Below are 22,022 nucleotides of genomic sequence, written 5' to 3'. Positions count from 1 at the left end.
TTATTTTAGAGCATTATTAATCCTAAAAAGCTTTAAGATGAAAAAAATTACGTTTAATCTATTTTCTGTCATTGCAGTATTGTTTACCGCCTCGGTGAATGCTCAGTGTCTGGAAGCAGGTAACGGTCTGTATCCTGACGCTACCTACACGCCGGCTACCTGCAATGGAATTACAGTAAATTCAATTACTACCCTTGGTTACGCTGGAGAATACTCTAACGTAAATGTTGTAGCAGGAGAAACCTATACTTTTTCTAGCTCCATTGCAACGGATTACATCACCATCAGCTCTGATGATGGAGTGACTGCAACGGTATCTGGAACTTCGCCCTTGACCTGGGTAGCTGATATTGATGGTGTAGTTCGTTTTTATACACACGCCGACGAAATATGTACAGAAAATCAAACTTTCAGAGCCAGAAGAATTGTTTGTGGAATTGCGCCTTGTACTTTGCCAGAGATTACCTTTACTAAAGTTTCAAATTGTCCTGAAGCCACTTTCAATGTCACTGCGGATGTAACATCAATGGGTTCTGCAGCTGCTATTACAATCACTGACAATCAAGCAGGAAGTACACCTCAAGTAGCTAACGGAACTGGTTTGCTTACTTTTGGTCCATACGACAATGGAGTAACAGTATCACTTACAGCGGTAAACGACGATTCTGATGTATGTACAGTTACTAGTGCTAATTTTGCTCAGGCTGCTTGCCCTCCAGCCAATGATGATTTTGCAAATGCGATTGCGATTGCTTGCGGAAATACTTTAACCGGAAGCACAGCGGCTGCAACTTTAGATCAGAATGATGCTCCAGATGGTTTTGGAGCCGATATGGATGCGCCCAATGTTTGGTTCAGTTATACTGGTTCTGGTGCTGCAGAGTCCATCACCCTGAATTTATGCGGGTCTGCTTATGATACTTCGGTATTGATTTATACAGGTTCACCGGGTTCTTTTGCTTTAATCGGAGGAAATGACGATGATGCAACTTGCGGAGCATTTCCTTTAAATACTAGGTCGAGAACATCATTTACTTCAGATGGAACCTCTACTTATTATATTGCGGTAGAAGGTTATAATGCCACTAGTTTGGGTGATTTTACAATGGAGGTAACTTGTAGTGAAGTCAACCCGCCTGCAGTTGAGAACCAATCTTGCGATACTGCCCTTGCTTTAGAAATCGACAACACAGATGTACAATCTGACAACTCTTTTGGAACAATTAATTCGGTGCAGCCAAGTTGCGATACTTTTGGTTCGATTCAAGATGTATGGTTCTCCTTTGTTGCACCCACAGAGGGAACAGTTGATGTAACAGTAACCAATGGATTCATGACTTCAGCAAACTTTAATGTTTATTCAGGAGATTGCGGTGCTTTAGAAGCAGTAACAGGTGCTTGTAACGCCAACTTAACAACCGCGACTACAGAATCTTTGACAGGCCTTGTTGCAGGAAATGTATATCGTGTGCAAGTATGGAGCAATGCTGCTGAGCAAGGAACATTCACTCTCAGATTAGCTAATCCATCGCTTAGTAATAGTACTTTTGATAGCGGAACTTTTGAAACATATCCTAACCCAGTGACAGATGTTTTGCATCTTAATTATGATAAGGATATTTCAAATGTAGAAGTATTTAATATGGTTGGACAGCAAGTCTTTACTAAATCTTCTACCGCTCATATTTCGCAAATTGATTTATCAACACTTGCAAAAGGTGTGTATATGGTTAAAATCAATGCAGATAATCTGGTTAAAACTGTTAAAATATTGAAGCAGTAAAATCTATTTAGTTAAAAAATCTGAGAACCATCCAATTAGGGTGGTTTTCTTGTTTATAAGTCAATCTTATTTTACTATTTTTGGAAATTATTAACTAAAAAAACAACAATGAAAAAAATTACCTTTAATCTTTTGTTGGGTGTTGGTTTGTTATTGTCTTCAGTGGCAATGAACGCACAAGCCAATGACAACTTTGCAAATGCAGAGGCAATTTCTTGTGGGAACAATTTCTCCGGTACTACGGCAGGAGCGACTCTCGACGAAGACAATGCCCCTGATGGTTTTGGAGCAGACATGGATGCCCCAAACGTTTGGTATTCTTACACAGGTTCGGGTTCGCCAGAAACTGTAACCCTTAATTTGTGTAACTCTTCTTATGACACCTCTGTCATGGTTTACACTGGAACTTCAGGCAACCTTACTTTGGTGATTGCCAATGATGACGACAACTCTTGTGGTGTTGGTCTGACTACCCGTTCCAGATTGAGTTTCAATTCAGATGGTTCGACCACCTATTACATTGCCATCGAAGGTTGGAATGCCACAAGTACAGGAGCCTACACCATGGATGTTACTTGCGATGCTGTAAATCCACCAGCGGTTGAAAACCAAACTTGTTTGACTGCTTTGAATCTTGAAGTAGATGGTTCTATCTTAACTTCAGACAACTCATACGGTGACGTTACTGCTACACAACCAACCTGTGACACCTTTGGTTCTATTCAGGATGTTTGGTTCTCATTTGTTGCGCCATCATCAACTGTAGATTGCACAGTAACCATCGGAACAATGACATCTGCAAATTTTGCAATCTACTCAGGAGCATGTGATGCGCTTACTAGTATAGCATGTAATGCTAATTTGACAACGCCTTTCACACAATCATTAACAACATTGACTGCAGGCGAGACTTATTATGTTCAAGTATGGAGCGGTGGTTCTGAGCAAGGTGAGTTCAACATCAGTTTGTCAGATCCTTCAGTTTGTTTGCCTGTAGCTACTTTTGAAAAAGTGGCCAACTGCCCTTCAGATACAACTTTCACTGTAAATGTTAATGTGACTAGTTTGGCTTCAGCCTCTTCGGTTACTATTACTGATGACCAAGGTAGTGCGTCACAATCACTAAGCGCTGCTGGTGTAGTCTCTTTCGGTCCTTATGCTTTTGGTACATCAGTAGTAATTACTGTTACTAACGATCAAACTCCCGGATGTGCATTGGTAAGCCCTGCACAACTTTTGACAGGTTGTCCTCCGGCAAATGATGAGTGTTTAGGTGCAATTGCTTTGACTGTTAACCCAGATTTCAGCTGTGCAGAAGTTACTCCAGGTACTATTGCAGCTGCTAGTGCTTCTGTTACTGATACAGCTGCTTGTGGAGGTACAGAAGATGACGACGTTTGGTTTTCTTTCGTAGCTACTAATGCTTCACATACCATTAGCTTACTTAATGTGGCTGGTTCTACAGCAGATTTGTTCCATTCAGTTTGGACAGGTGCTGATTGCGATAACTTGACTTTGGTTCCAAATACATGTTCAGATCCAAATAACAGTACTGCTAACGGATTGACTCCGGGAGAAACATACTACTTAAGAGTTTATTCTTGGACGGCTACTGTAGGTCAAACTTCTACATTTGATGTATGTATCGGCACACCACCACCACCGCCAGCTAACGATGACTGTGCTGGAGCTATTGCTGTAAATGTTAATGCTGATGCTGTTTGTACCGAATTTACTTCAGGTACCATTGCTTCTGCAACCCCTTCTAATACTGATACTGCTGCATGCGGCGGAACAGAAGATGATGACGTATGGTTCTCATTTGTGGCTACTGGAACTTCACATTACATCAACTTAAACAATGTTGCTGGTTCTACTTTAGATTTATATCATTCAGTATGGACTGGAGCTGATTGCGATAACTTGACTTTGGTACCCAATACTTGTTCAGATCCTAACAACAGCTTAGCTGCTGGTTTGACTCCTGGAGATACTTATTATGTAAGAGTTTATTCATGGACAGCTACCGCAGGTCAAACTTCAACATTTGATATTTGTATCGGAACACCACCAGCACCACCAGCTAATGATGAGTGCGATGGTGCAATTGCTTTGACAGTTAATTCAGATATGGGTTGTGCTGTTTTTGAATCGGCTACTCTTGCTTCTGCTACACCTTCGAATGTTGATACTGCTGCTTGTGGTGGAACAGAAGATGACGACGTTTGGTTCTCATTCGTTGCTACTGATGCTATTCAAGCAATTAATCTAAATAACGTTGCTGGTTCAACTACTGATTTATTCCATTCTGTTTGGACTGGAGATTGTGGTGCTTTGACACTGGTTGCAGGTTCTTGTTCTGATAACAATGCTAGCGTTCCTACTGGTTTAGTAGCGGGTCAAACTTATTACATAAGAGTATATAGTTCTACAGCTACAGCAGGTCAAACTTCAACATTTGATATTTGTGTAGGAACACCACCACCACCACCAGCTAATGACGACTGTACTGGTGCTATTGAAATTACTGCAGGCGGGGAGTTTGCTACTTCTCCAGTGGTTGGTTCGAATGTTAGCTCAACCACAACAGCAGGTTTGCCAGCTTTCTCATGCCAACCTAATCGTTTCAACGATGTATGGTATACTGTAATTGCACCAGATTCAGGGACATTAACAGTTGAAACAGATGCTGCTCCAGGAACTGCAATGACTGATTCTGTAATAACTGTTTACAGAGGAAGCTGCGGATCATTAGTAGAAGTAGGTTGTGACGATGATACCGGTAATGGCAACTTCTCTAGAGTTGTTTTGTCAGGCTTAACACCAGGAGAAACTTTGTACATTGGTGTTTGGAAATGGGGAACTTCATCAGATGGTGAATTCCAGTTGTCTGCTTACGATGCTTCTTTATTGGCTAATGAGTCTTTTGATAATAGCAGCTTCAAAGCTTTCCCAGTTCCTGTTGAGAATTACTTGAATCTTTCTTACAGCAAAAACATCACAAATGTTGCTGTATTCAATTTGTTAGGTCAACAAGTGATTGCCAAATCATTAAACAGTAGTATGTCACAAATTGATATGTCGCATTTAATGAGCGGAACTTACTTCGTTAAAGTAACTGCTGACAATCAAACTAAAACGATTAAAGTTGTAAAAGAGTAATCTTCTAAAATCACTTTATAAATTTTAACCACCTTCGGGTGGTTTTTTTTATTTCATCCTAACTTATTTTTTATACATTTATGAAATATTAACTTCTCAATATTTTTATATGAAAAAAATTACACTGAAACTATTGTTGTGTATGGCAATCATGGGAATTTCCGTTAGTAATGCACAATGTTTAACTGACCCTAACGGGCAATGGCCTACCGCTACAATAACGGCAGCTACTTGTGATGGAATTGCTACAACAGTTGCTACAACAGCGGGCTATGCTGGTGAATACTCTAGAATAACGGTCATTCAAGGCGAAACATACACTTTTAGTAGTTCATTGCCTACTGATTTAATCACCATTAGTAGTGATGAAGGTACTTCAGCAGCAACTTTCGGACTTTCACCATTAACTTGGGTAGCCGATGTAACAGGAGAAATTCGTTTCTACACACATGCTGACGATTTATGTACCGACAATCAAGACTTTAGAACGCGCTCGTATGTTTGTGGAGTTCCGCCATGCATTATGCCTACGGCTACTTTCGCCAAAGCCTATGATTGCGGGTCTTCAACTTTTACTATCGATGTAGACATAACCAATGTTGGTGATGCTGCTTCAATAACTGTAACCGACGATCAAGGCAGTGCTTCTCAATCGGTTTCTTCTCCCAATTTAGTTACTTTTGGTCCTTATCCGTTCGGAACAACTGTTAATCTGACAGTAACTAATGACCAAACTCCGATTTGTAATATAACTAGTGGGCCACTTGTAACTTACGCTTGTCCTCCAACAAATGATATATGTGAAGATGCCATTGTATTGAATTGCGGTGATACCTTAACCAATCAGGTAACAGAAGGTGCTACAGGTGGAACAGATGCTTCTTGTTTAGGAACCATTGGAGATGAAATCTGGTATAGCTTTGTTGGCGATGGTCAAGTTATTACCGTGACAGCAACCGCAACCGTGCAATTTCCACAAATTGAAGTTTACCCTAGTACTGATGGCACATGTGCAGGTTTTACAGTTGGTGATTGTTTGATTGCTGCTGGAACTGGCGAAACAGTTGCTTCGGTATCGTTTGTTTCAACGTTAGGAACAACTTACTTTATGCACGTTGGTAACTATATTAATGGTGACCCAGCAGTAGTTTTTGATTTAGCTATTACTTGTGCAGAAGCAGCAACACCACCTGCTAATGACGAATGCGATGGTGCCTATTCATTAACGGTTAATTCAGATATGGCTTGTGGTTCAACAACAACTGGAACTTTGTCTGGAGCTACAGGTTCTTCAGTAACTGACACAACTTGTTTCGGAACTGCTGATGATGATGTTTGGTTTTCTTTTGTAGCAACAGAAACGGCTCATGCTATTAGTCTAAATAATGTAGCTGGTTCAACAACTGATTTGTACCACTCTTTATGGTCAGGTGACTGTAGCGGATTGACATTGGTTCCTAATTCATGTTCCGATCCAGAGAATAGTATCGATTTTGGATTAACACCAGGTGATACTTATTACATTAGAGTATACTCCTATACCAATTTGCCTCTACAAGATACAACGTTCGACGTTTGTGTAGGAACTTTGCCTCCACCACCAGCTAACGATGAATGCGATGGTGCTTATGTTTTAAACGTAAATGCTGATGCTAGCTGTACTGAAGTTACAGCAGGAACTATTGCTTCTGCTACTCCGTCTTCAGTTGATTCAGATGCTTGTGGAGGAACAGAAGACGACGATATTTGGTTTAGTTTTGTAGCAAGTAGTGAAATTCATACCATTAGTTTACTGAATATTACAGGAGGAACCACCGATTTATACCATTCTTTATGGACGGGTGATTGTTCAGGTTTGACATTAGTTCCTAATACTTGTTCGGATCCTAATGCTAGTACTGTTGCAGGTTTGACTCCTGGAAGCACCTACTATTTAAGAGTGTATTCATGGACTGCGACCACTGGACAAACTTCAACCTTTGATGTATGTATTGGAACACCACCACCGCCACCTGCAAATGATGATTGTAGTGGTGCTATTGAAATTACTGCTGGTGGAGAGTTTGCTACTTCTCCAATCATTGGGTCTAATTTGAGTTCAACATCTGCTACAGGACTGCCTGCTTTTAGCTGCCAAACCAACCGATCAAATGATGTATGGTATAGCGTAGTAGCACCAGCTTCTGGTACTTTAACTATTGAAACAGACACAACAGACGGAACATTGATGACCGATTCAGTGGTTAGTGTGTACAGAGGCACTTGTGATGCTTTAACTGAAATTGGTTGCAATGACGATGATGGAAATGGTAACTTTTCAAAAGTTGTTTTAGCTGATCTTACACCAGGTGAAACACTTTACATCGGTGTTTGGAAATGGGGATCTTCTGCTGATGGCGAATTCCAATTGTCTGCTTATGATGCTTCATTAGCAAATAGTGTTTTTGAAAGTGCTAATTTCAGAGTTTATCCAAACCCAGCAAAGAATGTTTTGAACTTGTCTTTAGATAAAACAATTTCGAATGTAGCTATATTTAATTTATTGGGTCAACAAGTGATTGCCAAGTCATTAAATAATAATATGTCTCAAATTGACATGTCGCATTTAATGAGCGGAACTTATTTCGTTAAAGTAACAGCTGACAATCAAACTAAAACAATTAAAGTTGTAAAAGAGTAATCTTTGATTAATAAATTTTAAGAGCCGCCTTTAATGGGCGGCTTTTTTTATATTATTTCTTTGTATTAGTTTTTTTATTACTTTAGAAATCAATTCAATACTTGATATATGAAAAAAGTTACTATTCTATTTTCATTTTTAGCTTTCAATGGATTTGGCCTTCAAGCGCAGTCTGTAGCTGATTATGTGTTTAGTCAATCAACCGAAACATATACACCAGTGGTTGGAACTCCTTCAACAGCAGCAGGTGATGATGGTTCACAAAATGATATTCCAATAGGTTTTGATTTTAGTTATGGTAGTGCCACTTATACTACTTTCAGCATCAGTACGAACGGCTTTATTCGATTAGGAAACCCTGTTGCTGGTAGTTCTTGGACCAATATTTTGGCTAATAATGCAGCACAGAGACCTTTAATAGCCGCTTTTTGGGATGATCACAATCGCAACACAGGGTCTATTCAATATGCATTGTCTGGATCAACACCAGATCAAATATTAGAAATAGGTTGGGACAATATCAATTTAGGAGGGAATGGTTCTCAAAGTGCTACTGCATTTGGTTCATTCAAAATGCGATTGTATGAAACAACTGGAGTAATTGAATTTATTTACGGGCCTACCATGAATCCTGTTGGAAACTTATCGGCTTCTGTTGGCTTAAATGATTCCGGCTCATTTCTGAGTATTACACCAAACTTGACTTCGGCTACATCATCGAATATTACTGCTAATAACCTCATCAACAGTACTGAGTTTTTAGTTGGGCAAAAATTTACTTTCACCCTAGGGCCACCTTGTAATGGAGTTCCTGTTCCAGGTAATACCGTTTCAAGTGTATCAAGTGTATGCGCCGGAACTAATTTTCAGTTGAGTTTAGAAAATCCAACTGCAGGTTTTGGAGTTTCATACCAATGGCAATCCTCTTTTGATGGTGTAGAATATTCAGACATTCCTCTAGCCAATAATTCGATTTTAACAACGAATCAAACGCTCGCGAATTACTATCAATGTTTGGTAAGTTGTGGAAGTGAAAGCGCTATTAGTACTCCAGTTCAAGTGACTGTTAATAGTGCAATTCTTTGTTTTTGCACACCAACCTACACCACTGGGAAAACTGATGGAGATCTAATTTCGAATGTAAATATCACAGGGACTACTTTGTCTAATAACAGCGGTACTGAACCAGTGAATCCGGCTTATACCTATTTTACTGGGCAAGAAAATTACACCGCATCACTTCAAATGGGTTATACTTATGAATTGAATGTAACAGTGGGAAGTTTCGGACAGCAAAACGTGACCGCTTGGATTGATTACAATGATAATGGTTTTTTTGAAGCTAATGAAAGAGTAGGAAGTACCGCCGAGATTGGTGGTGGTGGAACAGGAACTTTTCAAATTACCTTAGATTGTAATGCTTTGCCGGGTTTGCACAGGATGAGAATCAGGGATGTTTGGAATACTCTTGCAACAAATATTGATCCTTGCGCGAATTATCAATACGGAGAAACGGAGGATTATGATATTACAATTGAAGAGGGTAGTATTTGTATAGCTCCAACAAATCTTGGAACCAGTAGCGTAAATGCTACCAATGCCACCTTGACTTGGGTTTCTGTCTGTAATCCTTTAGGCTCTGATCTTCATTTTGGTCCAGCAGGTTCTGGTTTACCAACTGGTTTGCCATCACATCCAAATAGCACCAGTCCGCTATTAATTTCTGATTTAACCAATGGCACAAGCTATGAATTTTATGTTCGTTCCGTATGTGTAGACAATCAGTACAGCAATTGGATTGGACCATACACTTTTACAACACTTCCACCACCAATAGCCAATGACGAGTGTATCAATGCGATAGAATTGACTGCGGGAACAACATTTGCTGAACACGCCATCATTGCCAGCAACTTAGATGCATCAACAAGCATAGGAATACCCAATCCTACTTGTGCAGCTTTAGGTTTCGGAGGTGATGTTTGGTTTAGTACAATTGTTCCTACCGATGGTAAAATCACTATTGAATTACAAGCCAATCCTGGCTCTCCATTTATTGATTCAGGTATGAGTGTATTCACAGGAAGTTGTGACAACCTAACAGCAATCGGTTGTAGTGACGATGAAGGAGTAGGTTCATTTTCCAAATTAAATTTGACAGGCTTAACCGCTGGACAAACTATTTATGCCCGAGTTTGGGAGTATGGTAACAATGTACAAGGTACCTTTAAGATAGCTGCTTGGAGCGCCACGTTAAACAATAATAATTTTGATTTTTCGGACTTAAATTATTATCCGAATCCTGTGAATGATTATCTATCGATTAGTAACAAGCAACCAATTACTGCGGTATTGGTTTATAATTTGTTGGGGCAACAAGTTATTAATCAAACAGTGTTAACAACCTCTGCGAATATTAATTTAAGTAATATACCTATTGGAACTTATCTGGTAAAAGTTTTTGTAAACGACAAGACAAAGACCTTTAAAATTAGTAAAGAGTAACAACTCCTAATTTTTACGACTAAAGCCACCTGTTAAGGTGGTTTTTGTTTTTTATAAAGTTTACCTTTGTTCAAATTGGTGCTTATGTTATTTTCTATTGTAATTCCGGTTTATAATCGTCCAGAGGAAACTGAAGAACTGTTGCAGAGTTTGTCAAACCTAGAATTCGATCAGGAGTTTGAAGTGGTAATCGTAGAAGATGGTTCTGTCAATAAATCAGATAAAGTGGTAGAGAAATATGCAGGCTTACTCAACATTGCATACTATTTCAAAGAGAACACCGGGCCTGGCGATTCAAGAAATTTCGGAATGCGTAAAGCTAAAGGCGATTATTTTATTCTTTTCGATTCAGATTGCATCATTCCCAGAAACTATTTATCAGAATTGGTTAAAGCTTTTCAGATGAATTATGTCGATTGCTATGGCGGCCCTGATAAAGCGCTAGATTCATTTACTGATATTCAAAAAGCCATCAATTTTTCAATGACTTCTTTTCTAACTACAGGTGGTATTCGAGGCGGTTCTGAAAAAATAAACAAGTTTCAGCCTCGAAGTTTCAACATGGGCATTTCCAGAAAAGCATTTGAGGCTTCCGGAGGTTTCGGTAATATTCATCCGGGTGAAGATCCAGATTTATCCATCCGTTTATGGAATTTAGGTTTTCAAACTAGATTGTTTCCACAAGTCTATGTTTACCACAAGCGCCGTATCGATTGGGAAAAATTCACGCACCAAGTTAAGAAATTTGGGAAGGCTCGACCGATTTTGAATAGTTGGTATCCTGAGCATAACAAATGGTCTTATTTTTTTCCAACCTTTTTTATTTTAGGACTTTATAGTTCACTATTGTTGTTGATTTTTGCAGAAGATTTTTTAATGAAACTTTATTGTTGCTACTTTTTTGTATTGATGATAGTTGCTTCTGCGCAAAACAAAAGCTTAAAAGTCGGATTTCTAGCCGTTATTGCTACTTGGAAACAATTCCATGGTTATGGTATGGGTTTTTTGCAATCTTTCATTCGAATCAACGTTTTAAAACAACAACCGGAATCAGCATTTCCGGAACTATTTTTTAAAAAATGACTAAAATCATTGGGCTTACCGGAGGCATTGGTAGCGGAAAAACTACTATTGCTAAGCATTTCAAATCGTTAGGAATTCCGGTTTATATTGCTGATGATGAAGCTAAGAAAATTATCGATGAAGCTTCAATTCAGCAACAAATAGTAAAGACTTTTGGGGTGGAGTTGGTTGACAATAAAATTGATAGAAAGCAACTAGCAAACTTGGTTTTTTCCAATCCTGAAAAGCTAAGTTTATTGAACGAAATTGTTCACCCGGCGGTAAAAGCTCATTTTGAAAGTTGGTTGTCATCCCAACAAAATTGTCCAATTATTATTAAAGAAGCCGCGATACTTTTTGAGAGTGGAAGTTATAAAGATTGTGATAAAATTATTACCGTGATCGCGCCATTGGAAAGCAGAATAGAAAGAGTGTTGTTGCGTGACCAGACTAGCAGGGAAGCCATTCTGAGTCGCATCAACAACCAGTGGACCGACCCAATGCGCATCGCAAAAAGTGATTATGTAATTGAAAACCGAGAGCTTACTTCAGCTAAGATTCAAGCAGAAGAAATTCTAAAAAAACTGCAAAATCCGTAAAATTAGGTTTTGATGTTAATCTTTGGTTAATGTATTTATCGTTTAAATGTTAAAATGTTAATTTTGGATTGATGAATAAATTGTTTTTCCGTTTGCTTGTCTTGTTAATGAGTTTGTCGTTAATCGGCATCATTCTCGTGCAAGTTTATTGGTTTAACACCTCGTTCAAAAACAATGACGAGCAGTTTCGGTTTCACGTCAAACAAGTGATTGGCAACGTAGCCGAGAAATTACAAGCCGAAGAAGCTTTTAGTTTTATTGATAAATACAAAAAACTAAAAGATAGTATTGGGAAAGAACCACAGAAAAGTGATTTTCTGGAATTTGGTTACTACCAAAGAGATTCTCGAACCAACGAAACAATTATTTACTCTAACAATATCATTTCGGAAGATTACAACATTTCATCCTCGTTCTTTGATAAAAAAACCGACAGCATCAAACTCAAAAACTTTACATCAAAAAGGGTAACTGAGGTATTCAACAACGGTAATATCGATAAATCTGGAATGCAACAAACCATTGCAGCAGATATCAAAATCAAAAAAGCAGGTAAGCTCGAAATTCTAGACAAAGCCCAATTTGAGATTTTTTTTAAAGATATTGCAGCTGCCAAGCCTCTGCAGGATAGGGTTTCAAAAGATAGATTGCAACTGTTGTTAAAAACCGAACTGGATCAATACGGTGTCAGAACACCATTTGAATTCAGTATATATAGCAACGGATTAGCTACAAAAGTCCAATCGGATAATTTCAATTATGAAAAAGACAAAACTTATTCGATTCCTGTTTTTACAGATAATGAAGGCAATAACAAATACCAATTACTCGTTTCTTTTCCTCAAAAACAAAAGTTTTTGTTCTCTGAACTGATCGGTATTACCTTGCTCTCGATTATCTTCACTTTAGTTATCCTGATTGCATACAGTAGTGCACTGAATCAGCTAATTCGCCAGCGTCAGATTTCAGAAATCAAAACCGATTTCATCAACAACATGACGCACGAATTCAAAACGCCGATTGCAACTATTAATCTTGCTCTTGATGCCATTAAAAACCCGAAGATTATTGAAGATAAAGATAAAATCCAGCGATATCTTCAAATGATTCGCGATGAAAACAAACGCATGCACGCTCAAGTCGAGAATGTTCTTAGAATATCCAAACTTGAAAAGAAAGAGCTCGAAATCACTAAAGAATCATATAGCGTTCACGATATTGTTGAAGAAGCCATTGAACACGTCAACCTCATCATTGAAGACCGCCAAGGTTCGATCACGACGCACCTCAATGCGAACCGGACGACTGTTTTGCTCAATGACGTTCACTTTACCAATGTCATCGTGAATATTTTAGATAATGCGATTAAATATTCCACCGAAGCGCCGCGAATTGATATTTATACAGAAAACGTCAAAGATTTCATTATCATCAAAGTCAAAGACCAAGGCGTAGGAATGAGCAAAGTGGCGCAAAAGAAAATTTTCGAGAAGTTCTACCGCGAACACACCGGAGATTTGCACAACGTCAAAGGACACGGCTTAGGCTTGGCTTATGTCAAGCGAATTGTAGAAGACCACAACGGTCAGATATTTGTAGAAAGCGAAAAAGGGAAAGGAAGCACCTTCATTATTAAATTACCACTAATCAACTAAATAAACCAACAACCGCTATGGAAACAGAAAACAAAAAAATCCTTCTGGTAGAAGACGACCAGAATTTCGGAGCCATACTCAAGGATTACCTTATGCTCAACGACTTTGAAGTCACACTAGCTAAAAACGGCATGGAAGGCTTCGAGAAATTCAAGAAAGACACCTACGATTTGTGCATCCTCGATGTGATGATGCCTTATAAAGACGGCTACACGCTCGCCAAAGAAATCCGTGAGAAAAACAAAGACGTACCGATTATCTTCTTAACGGCCAAATCCATGAAAGAAGATGTGCTCAAAGGCTATAAAGTTGGCGCAGACGATTACCTCAACAAACCTTTCGATTCAGAAGTTTTGCTGATGAAAATCAAAGCCATTATCCAAAGAAAGGCCAACGATGTCAAAACCGATCACGTTAAATTTGAGTTTCAAATCGGAAATTTCCATTTGAATTCGAAACTCAGGTTCTTAACTTTCAAAAACGAAGAACCGATCAAATTGTCGCCCAAAGAAAACGAGTTACTCAAAATGCTTGCGATCTACGAAAACGATTTGATGCCACGTGAATTAGCGCTTACAAAAATCTGGAGAGACGACAATTACTTCACTTCCAGAAGTATGGATGTGTACATCGCCAAACTCAGGAAATACCTCAAACTCGATGAAGACGTTGAAATTCTCAACATTCACGGCGAAGGCTTCCGTTTGGTAATCAAAAACAAACTCGCCAGTTAAAAAGAAATAAGCTCTGAGTAATCAGGGCTTTTTTTATGGGTAGCTGTTCCGGCTGTCCGCTATAGTTTTGTTTGCTTCCACATCGGGTGAAAAAGAAATACCACCCCAGCAAACAAAAAGCTGCCGCTACCATCCGGGCTAGGGCTTTCGTGTTATCTTTCGCTTTTAGGCCGAACAGGAATATAGATTTCCTCTTCAGAATCTGGGTCATTGTTTTTGTATTTGACGCCCAGGATTTCAAAATGCGGTCGGTCGTCCAGTTCATATTCTGAGTTGGGCAACCAATCGGTAAAAATATAAATGAATATTCTCGGGTCTGTATTCAACCCTTTGTAATGAAAAACAGCGTAAGTGCCACCTGGCAATTCGAAGGTTTCCATATCGGGCGGAACAAATTCAAAACTGCTTACTTCAATAGCGGCCCATTTTTCGTGAAGCTGGTCCATTCGGCCGATATCCACTGGCTCATGACAAACTTTCATCGAAATTAAATCCGTATTCAAATTATTGGTGATTTCTTTCCTTCTCGGCATAAAACCACGCCATAATTCGAAAGTTCTGTTATCCGCCAAAGACATTAAAACGTGCTGACCAATAAGTTTCTTGGCTCCGATATGAATAATTCGAGGTTCCATCTTTTTTAGTAGTTAGTTTCCAGTTCCAACGCAAAAACTGCCTTATCGTCTTTGGTAATGCTAAAAACGGTCTTGTTGTCTTTTTTAATTGTGTGAATCTGAACCCAATCGTTCAATGACAATTCTTTTAAAAAGTTCATCTCGAAACTTGAAATCCTCTGGTTCAAGATTTCGTTATCATCCACCAAGTCCAAACACCATTCGAGATATTTCACATTATTCACGTGGTTCACGATATCTAAATCCGACAAAACCACTTTTCGCTCAAAAACCAATTCATTGTTTCGGTCGATATCGATTTTAGAAAACGGTAGTAATGTGGCACGCTCATCCGGGTATTTCTCGCAGTGTTCATGCGCCAACGCCATGCCTTCCGGGCGACGTGTTTTAGTGTTGAAGACGGCCCAAAAAGTTTCCGCGCCAACATACTTCTCGCCATTAACAGTAACCTCCATAGCCCTGACAGAGCGCGAGTTTTCTAGCGAATTGATCCAAGTTTTTATTGTAATAACGTCTTTCCACTTTGGCAACTTGGAAATTTCCAAACGCATTCGGCTCAACACCCAAGCTTGATCGAACGCTTGCATATCCACAAAACTGAAACCGCCAGATTCCGAGTGGGCGGCAGCGGTGAGTTGCAACAGATTACACAATTCAGTATAACGCAAAAATCCGTTTGGCGTGCATTGCATGAAGTTGATTTCCCAATCGCGGGAAAACACAGATTGAAAGTCAGGAGCTATAGGCATAGTTTTAATCAAACACGAATTTCACGAATTTACACGAATTGAGAAGATTATTTTTCCTGCAACGTTTTAGAGAGTTGAAAGAAAAAAATTCTTTTGTTATTTAATTCGTGCTAATTAGTGAAATTCGTGTTTCTCATTTTGTTCTCTATATAATTGATAATCTTCTCACTAGGTGTTTGAAAATCAAACCATTTCGTGTCTTCTTTTCGTTTGAACCAAGTCAGTTGGCGTTTGGCAAATCTTCGGGTATTTTTCTTGATTTCCTCGATAGCTTGTTCGAGCGATAATTTTCCTTCGAAATAATCAAACAGTTCACGATAGCCTACAGTTTGCAAGGCATTTAAATCTTTATGTTGCAACAAAGCTTTTGCTTCTTCAACTAATCCGTTTTGCACCATCAAATCTACACGTTGGTTGATTCTTTCGTAAATAATAACACGTTCGGCTTCTAAACCAATGACAATAGGAGTGAAGTTGCGCTGGTTTTGCTTTTGATTCAAAAACGAGGAATAAGGTTTTCCCGTGCCCAAACCAACCTCTACAAAGCGCATCAATCGTTGCGGATTAAGCAAAGTTTGCGGGTTTTCTTTGATGAGCTTCTCGTAATATTCGGGGTCGATTTTTCTCAATGATTCTTGCAAGTAAGCTATTCCATATTTTTGATAATCAGATGCAACAGAATTTCTAATGGTTGCCAGAATTTCGGGAAAATCGTCTAAACCTTTCAAAATAGCATCTACGTATAAACCGGAACCACCAACCAAAACGGCAATGCTATTTTTAGCGAAAAGCGTATCGAGTTGGGTTATTGCGTCTTTCTCAAAATCGCCCACGTTGTAGGGTTCAAAGATCGATTTGCTTTGGATGAAATGATGTGGCGCGGCGGCCAATTCTTCCACTGTTGGAACTGCAGTACCGATGCTCATTTCCTTGAAAAACTGACGGCTGTCGCAGGAAATGATTTCGCAACCAAAATGCCGCGCCAATTCGATACTTAAGGCGGTTTTTCCGATAGCGGTTGGGCCGGTAATGGTAATGAGATAATTCAATGGTTCTTGAAAATTCGATAGCCATAGCCCCGATTGTAATGGCATCCTTTGTTCGCGGGGTTCGCGGACAAAGATAAAATGAAAAGCGGAAAAAAGCTGCTAAAAAATCAATTGTTTCAAACTTTTACTTTTGCGCATTTGGCTTTGAATAATCTTGCGCGTGTCACGGTTACTGGGCATCGAAACCAAAATGTTTTTCAGTATATCGATGTTGCGGATTTGGTAATTCAAATCGTAAAACGCATATCCTTTGTAAATACCGTTTTCAATGAGCACTGCCGAACGCTCGCTAATATTCCGGCCGCGGTCGATCAGCACGAGCGTTTTGTTTTCAAAAAGATACGTGTCGATGAATTCCTGCACGCGCTGGTTGTAAATTTCCGGAGCAATTTTGCCGATACACGCGCCATCACATTCTTTAATTGTATATTGAAAACAATGTTGTTGCGTATCGTAAATGCCATTGAGCTTTTGACACAATTGGTATTGCGCTGAAATTCGAAACAAGGTGTTTTTGCCTTCTTGCAGGCTAGTAAACGAGGTAATTTCTCGTCGACGGCCATCGGCTTTTTGCAGTTTCAGGTTGATGTAACCGTTGCTGTCTAGTTCGTCGTAAAGCGCCCATTGAAAAATACTGCGGCGTTGCGAGCGGTTGTAAATAGGCTGATTGGCTTTAATTTCATGACTTTCTTTGAGTAGCGCAATAAGCTCTGAACCGGTTTCTTCGTATGTTACGGTAAAAACTTCCAACTGGATTTTCTTGCATTTGTTGGTGGTTCCGGTAAAATGCTGGTTGATTCGTTTTTTGATGTTCTTGCTTTTGCCAATGTAGATGATGGTTCCGTCTTCGCGATGGATATAATAGACTCCGGTTCTCGAGGGCAGACTTTCAACAATATCGTTAAGTCGGGGTGCCAATTTCTTGACCGATTCGGTTTGAATCATGCTCTTGACGATGGTTTTGGTCACGTCTTTTTCTAACAGGATTTTGAACAACTTTACCGTTGCCATCGCATCACCACTAGCGCGGTGTCGGTCGGCCATCGGAATGCCCAAAGCGCGCACAAGTTTGCCTAAACTGTGGGAAGTTTGCTCTGGCAATAAAATTTTTGCCAATTCTACAGTGCAAAGGGTTTGTCGCTCAAAATCATAACCGAGCCGCCTGAATTCGGTGCGCAAGATTCTAAAATCAAACGAAGCGTTATGGGCTACAATGATACAGCCGTCGGTTATTTCAATAATTCGTTTGGCAATCTCGTAGAATTTCGGTGCCGACCGCAGCATCGCATTGTTGATACCGGTAAGTTTCACCACAAAAGGTTGGATTGGAATTTCAGGGTTTACTAAACTGATGAATTGGTCTACAACTTCATGACCGTCGAACTGATAGATGGCAATCTCGGTAATGCCTTCTTCATTATATTGCCCGCCGGTGGTTTCTATGTCAAGTATTGCGTACAATTCAGTTGATAGTTGTCGGTTGTTGTTAAATTAGCGATGCCCGAAGATACTACTTCCGATGCGAACCATGTTACTGCCACATTCAATCGCTATTTGATAATCTCCGGACATGCCCATGGAAAGGGTTGTCAGTTGTGGGTTGTGGGTTGCTGGTTTTTGGTGTTTGTCGAAGATGGATTTTAAGTGCTGGAATTCTTTTCGAATTTGCATTGGGTTATCCGTAAAAGTTGCCATGCCCATGAGTCCGGTAATTTTGATGTTTTTGAGATTCATGAACGTTGCTGAATTTAACAACTCATCGAGTTCTTCTTCGTTCAATCCGAATTTGGTTTCTTCTTCGGCGATATGTACTTGCAGCAAACAATCGATTACACGGTTATTTTTCAATGCTTGTTTGTTAATTTCTTCGAGTAGCTTTAAACTATCGACACCGTGAACCAACGAAACATAAGGCGCCATGAACTTGACTTTATTGGTTTGAACATGCCCAATCATATGCCATTGGATGTCTTTGGGCATTTGCTCGTATTTCTCTGTCATTTCCTGAATTTTGTTCTCGCCGAAAACTCGTTGGCCAGCCTGGTAAGCTTGCATTAAATCGGCTATGGGTTTGGTTTTAGAAACCGCGACCAAAGTAACCGCAGTCGGCAAAGATTCTTTGATTTGTATCAGGTTTTTTGCTATCGACATTTTTTCTTTCGCTACAATTCGTATATCACCAAACCGCTTCTGAACTTCGGCTCGATGTAAGTGCTTTTTGGAGGCATGATCAAATCGTTGTCGGCCAAAGCTTTGATTTCCTCAATATCCGACGGATAAAGAACAAAGCCTACCTCAAACTCTTCATCATCTATTCGTTGCTTTAAATCTAAAACCGAGTTCTTTCCGGAGGCATATTCAATGCGTTCATCGTTTCTCAAATCAGAAATTCCCAAAATAGGATGCAAAATCTTGTCGTACAGAATTTGAGTATCAAGAGCTTCCAATACAGAACCGAATCGTTCGTCTCGCAGGGTCAAGCTGTAGAAACAATGGTTGAGATACATCCCAAATTCGTGTTTATGCGTTGGTTTGAAAGGCTGTTCACTATGGCTTTTTACGATAAAATCTTCGGCCAGTTTTTTAATGAAGGCTTCGCGCGAAAGACCGTTCAAGTCTTTAACGAGTCGGTTGAATTCGTAAATTTTGATGTTGTGTTCCGAAATCAAATAACTCAACAAATAATCCTTGGCTTTGTTGTTTGGGTTGTCATTTTCATCGGCTAGCAATTTAGCAGCTTCACAACGATGATGGCCATCGGCAATATACAGATAATCAGTTTTTTTGAAGATATTTTGCAACCAATTAATTTCCAGTTGATCCTCGATCTTCCAGAGGTAATGCGTTTCTTTTTTGGTGGTCGAAAATTCGAAATCGGCGAGTTTCTGTGTGCAATTAAAAATCCAATTCTCGATAGTTTTATTGTCGGGATAAGTCATCAACACCGGCTCTGTGTTGAACTCCGAATATTTCATGTATTCCTTGAGCAGCCGAACGCGAAATGCAATGGTATCTTCGTGTTTGCGAATGATATTTTGACGATATTCCTCTAGAGAAGTACCCACAATAATGCCTGCAAAAGATTCGGTTTTTGTTTTAATCTTGTGAATATAAACGGCCGGTTTGTCATCTTTGACCAAAATGATTTCGTTTTTGAAATCTTGGTATTTCTGATGCACTTGACGATAACGTTTCTCGTAAGCAATAGACTGTTGGTTTACAAAAGCCGGACGAATCACGTGCAAAAAAGACAATGGGTTGAAATCAAGCTGAGCAGCCAATTCCGCATTCACGTATTCGTCGTAGGAACGGCAGGTAACCAGACAAACTTTATCGCGAGTTGGTCTTACAGCTTGGAAAGGAACTATGGTCGCCAATCTTTAAATATTAGTTTTTAGTGAACATTTTCGCCACTTTCTCGGCCTTTTTACTTTCGCTATAATCATAAAAACCTTCGCCAGACTTAACGCCCAGTTTTCCGGCGCGAACCATATTGACCAGTAATGGGCAAGGAGCGTATTTAGGGTTTTTAAAGCCGTCGTACATTACGTGAAGAATAGCGAGGCAAACATCTAAGCCGATAAAGTCAGCCAATTGCAATGGCCCCATCGGATGTGCCATTCCGAGTTTCATTACGGTATCAATCTCATAAACCCCGGCCACACCATTATACAAAGTCTCGATGGATTCGTTAATCATCGGCATTAAAATTCGATTCGCAACAAAGCCCGGATAATCATTCACTTCCACCGGAACCTTTCCTAAGGTAACTGACAAATCCATGATGGTTTTAGTAACGGCATCAGAAGTATTATAACCGCGAATAATCTCTACAAGTTTCATAATCGGCACCGGATTCATAAAGTGCATTCCGATGACACGCTCCGGATGCGATACCACTGCGCCGATTTGGGTAATCGAAATCGATGAAGTATTGGTAGCCAATATCGTGCTGTGCGAACAATAGTCATTGAGTTGCTTGAAAATATTGAGCTTAAGTTCTACATTCTCGGTGGCAGCTTCTACGACCAAATCTACACCAACCACGCCGTCTTTAATATCCGTGTAGGTGATGATGTTGCCGATGGTTTTAAGTTTGTCGGCTTCGGTAATGGTGCCTTTAGCAACCATTCTGTCGAGGTTTGCGGCAATAGTGGCCATGCCTTTATCGAGTGATTTTTCAGAAACGTCTATTAGTTTTACGGTGAATCCGCTTTGGGCGAAAGTGTGGGCAATACCGTTACCCATGGTTCCGGCTCCGATTACGGCGATATTTTTCATATATACTGTTTTTAGTTTGTTCTGAATTTTAGGCACCCGGCTCAAAGCAACCAATAATTTGGTAGGCGACGCGAAGTGCTTCTGTACCTTGTTCTAAAGTAACAATCGGCGTTGTGTTGTGGTTGATGGCATCGGCAAAAGTCTCCAATTCATCGAGAATCGCGTTGTTCGGATGTACTTCCGGGTTGGCGAAATAAATCTGCTTTTTGACTCCTTCCGCATTTTGTAAAATCATGTCGAAATCGCCCGGCGTTTCAGGTGCGTCTTTCATTTTCACGACTTCGCACACTTTATCAAGAAAATCTACTGATATGTACGCATCTTTTTGGAAGAACCGCGACTTGCGCATATTCTTCATCGAAATCCGGCTTGAAGTCAGATTGGCGATGCAGCCGTTTTCAAACTCAATTCGGGCATTGGCGATATCGGGCGAATCTGAAATTACCGAAACTCCGCTGGCATTAATCCTTTTCACTTTGGATTTTACAACGCTCAAAATCACGTCGATGTCATGAATCATTAAATCCAATACTACCGGAACATCTGTGCCGCGCGGATTGAATTCGGCCAAACGGTGTGTTTCGATGAACATCGGATTTTCAATCATATTTTTGGTAGCGATAAAGGCCGGATTGAATCGTTCTACATGTCCGACTTGGCCTTTTACATTGTACTCTTTGGCAAGCGAGATGATTTCTTCGGCTTCTTCTACAGTGTTGGATATCGGCTTTTCAATAAAAACGTGCTTTCCGGATTTGATCGCCACTCGCGCGCATTTGTAGTGTGAAAGTGTCGGAGTAACAATATCTACTACATCTACAGCGTGGATTAAAGTAGCGATGGTCTGGAATTGTTTATAACCAAATTCTTCAGCGATTTTTTTTCCGTTTTCGAGATTTTCGTCGTAGAAACCAACGAGCTCGTATTTTTCAGATTGTTGGAGTAGTTTTAAATGTATTTTCCCGAGATGGCCAGCACCGAGAACGCCAATTTTGAGCATAAGTGGATTTTTTATTTCATTCAATTCGGGCTAGGCCGCGAGTGAACAAAAATAGGAATTAATTTGCTTCGTACAATCAATTTGCGGCTAAGGTTCTCAACAAATCCGGTTAGTTATTCAACTATACT

At 39.8% G+C, this 22,022-nt stretch carries 15 protein-coding genes and 1 pseudogene; 8 read left to right on the top strand and 8 right to left on the bottom strand.

Annotation, left to right across the window (positions count from 1 at the left end; genetic code table 11):
* Positions 1-37 precede the first annotated feature (37 nt).
* The 8 genes from G4D82_RS07040 (at position 38) to G4D82_RS07005 (ending at position 14,180) form a co-directional block, all read left to right on the top strand.
* Complete coding sequence (locus G4D82_RS07040; protein ID WP_166335999.1) at positions 38-1,783, top strand: T9SS type A sorting domain-containing protein; 1,746 nt, start codon at positions 38-40, stop codon at positions 1,781-1,783.
* Positions 1,784-1,891: 108 nt separating this feature from the next.
* The gene (locus tag G4D82_RS07035; RefSeq protein ID WP_166335997.1) at positions 1,892-4,945 is read left to right on the top strand and encodes a T9SS type A sorting domain-containing protein; all 3,054 of its coding nucleotides are present in this window, start codon (positions 1,892-1,894) and stop codon (positions 4,943-4,945) included.
* Between the two features lie 109 nt (positions 4,946-5,054).
* Positions 5,055-7,625, top strand: a complete 2,571-nt coding sequence (locus G4D82_RS07030; protein ID WP_166335995.1) for a T9SS type A sorting domain-containing protein — start codon at positions 5,055-5,057, stop codon at positions 7,623-7,625.
* Between the two features lie 108 nt (positions 7,626-7,733).
* A complete protein-coding gene (locus G4D82_RS07025; protein ID WP_166335993.1) occupies positions 7,734-10,130 on the top strand; it encodes a GEVED domain-containing protein in 2,397 nt (798 codons plus the stop codon).
* An 84-nt stretch (positions 10,131-10,214) separates the two neighbouring features.
* Positions 10,215-11,213 carry a glycosyltransferase gene (locus G4D82_RS07020; RefSeq protein ID WP_166335991.1) on the top strand — a complete coding sequence of 333 codons (999 nt, stop codon included), beginning with the start codon at positions 10,215-10,217 and terminating at the stop codon, positions 11,211-11,213.
* A complete protein-coding gene (gene coaE, locus G4D82_RS07015) occupies positions 11,210-11,791 on the top strand; it encodes a dephospho-CoA kinase (RefSeq protein ID WP_166335989.1) in 582 nt (193 codons plus the stop codon). Before G4D82_RS07020 ends, coaE begins: the two co-directional genes overlap by 4 nt.
* A gap of 71 nt (positions 11,792-11,862) precedes the next feature.
* A complete protein-coding gene (locus tag G4D82_RS07010; RefSeq protein ID WP_166335987.1) occupies positions 11,863-13,446 on the top strand; it encodes a sensor histidine kinase in 1,584 nt (527 codons plus the stop codon).
* Positions 13,447-13,463: 17 nt separating this feature from the next.
* Positions 13,464-14,180 (top strand): response regulator transcription factor, encoded by a 717-nt coding sequence (locus tag G4D82_RS07005; RefSeq protein WP_166335985.1) that lies wholly within the window; start codon positions 13,464-13,466, stop codon positions 14,178-14,180.
* A gap of 152 nt (positions 14,181-14,332) precedes the next feature.
* Here G4D82_RS07005 and G4D82_RS07000 read toward each other — a convergent pair whose 3' ends face one another.
* The 8 genes and pseudogenes from G4D82_RS07000 to G4D82_RS06965 form a co-directional block, all read right to left on the bottom strand.
* Complete coding sequence (locus G4D82_RS07000) at positions 14,333-14,815, bottom strand: GyrI-like domain-containing protein (RefSeq protein ID WP_166335983.1); 483 nt, start codon at positions 14,813-14,815, stop codon at positions 14,333-14,335.
* Between the two features lie 5 nt (positions 14,816-14,820).
* On the bottom strand, positions 14,821-15,564 hold the full coding sequence (locus G4D82_RS06995) for an acyl-[acyl-carrier-protein] thioesterase (protein WP_166335981.1): 744 nt from the start codon (positions 15,562-15,564) through the stop codon (positions 14,821-14,823).
* Between the two features lie 110 nt (positions 15,565-15,674).
* Positions 15,675-16,613 (bottom strand): tRNA (adenosine(37)-N6)-dimethylallyltransferase MiaA, encoded by a 939-nt coding sequence (miaA, locus tag G4D82_RS06990; RefSeq protein WP_166336073.1) that lies wholly within the window; start codon positions 16,611-16,613, stop codon positions 15,675-15,677.
* Between the two features lie 99 nt (positions 16,614-16,712).
* Positions 16,713-18,083, bottom strand: a pseudogene (locus G4D82_RS06985) (exonuclease domain-containing protein); the annotation flags it as partial.
* Between the two features lie 21 nt (positions 18,084-18,104).
* Entirely contained in the window at positions 18,105-18,764 is a 660-nt protein-coding gene (locus G4D82_RS06980; RefSeq protein ID WP_166335977.1) for a YggS family pyridoxal phosphate-dependent enzyme, read from the bottom strand.
* An 11-nt stretch (positions 18,765-18,775) separates the two neighbouring features.
* A complete protein-coding gene (locus tag G4D82_RS06975) occupies positions 18,776-19,990 on the bottom strand; it encodes a DUF1015 domain-containing protein (RefSeq protein ID WP_166335975.1) in 1,215 nt (404 codons plus the stop codon).
* Positions 19,991-20,000: 10 nt separating this feature from the next.
* A complete protein-coding gene (locus G4D82_RS06970; protein ID WP_166335974.1) occupies positions 20,001-20,894 on the bottom strand; it encodes a 3-hydroxyacyl-CoA dehydrogenase family protein in 894 nt (297 codons plus the stop codon).
* A 28-nt stretch (positions 20,895-20,922) separates the two neighbouring features.
* Positions 20,923-21,894, bottom strand: a complete 972-nt coding sequence (locus tag G4D82_RS06965) for a Gfo/Idh/MocA family protein (RefSeq protein ID WP_166335972.1) — start codon at positions 21,892-21,894, stop codon at positions 20,923-20,925.
* Positions 21,895-22,022: the final 128 nt, after the last annotated feature.

The sequence above is a fragment of the Flavobacterium lotistagni genome (assembly GCF_011392125.1).
Lineage (GTDB): Bacteria > Bacteroidota > Bacteroidia > Flavobacteriales > Flavobacteriaceae > Flavobacterium > Flavobacterium lotistagni.
Note: the sequence above shows the minus strand (reverse complement) of the source record. Positions and strands in the feature narration are given on the sequence as shown.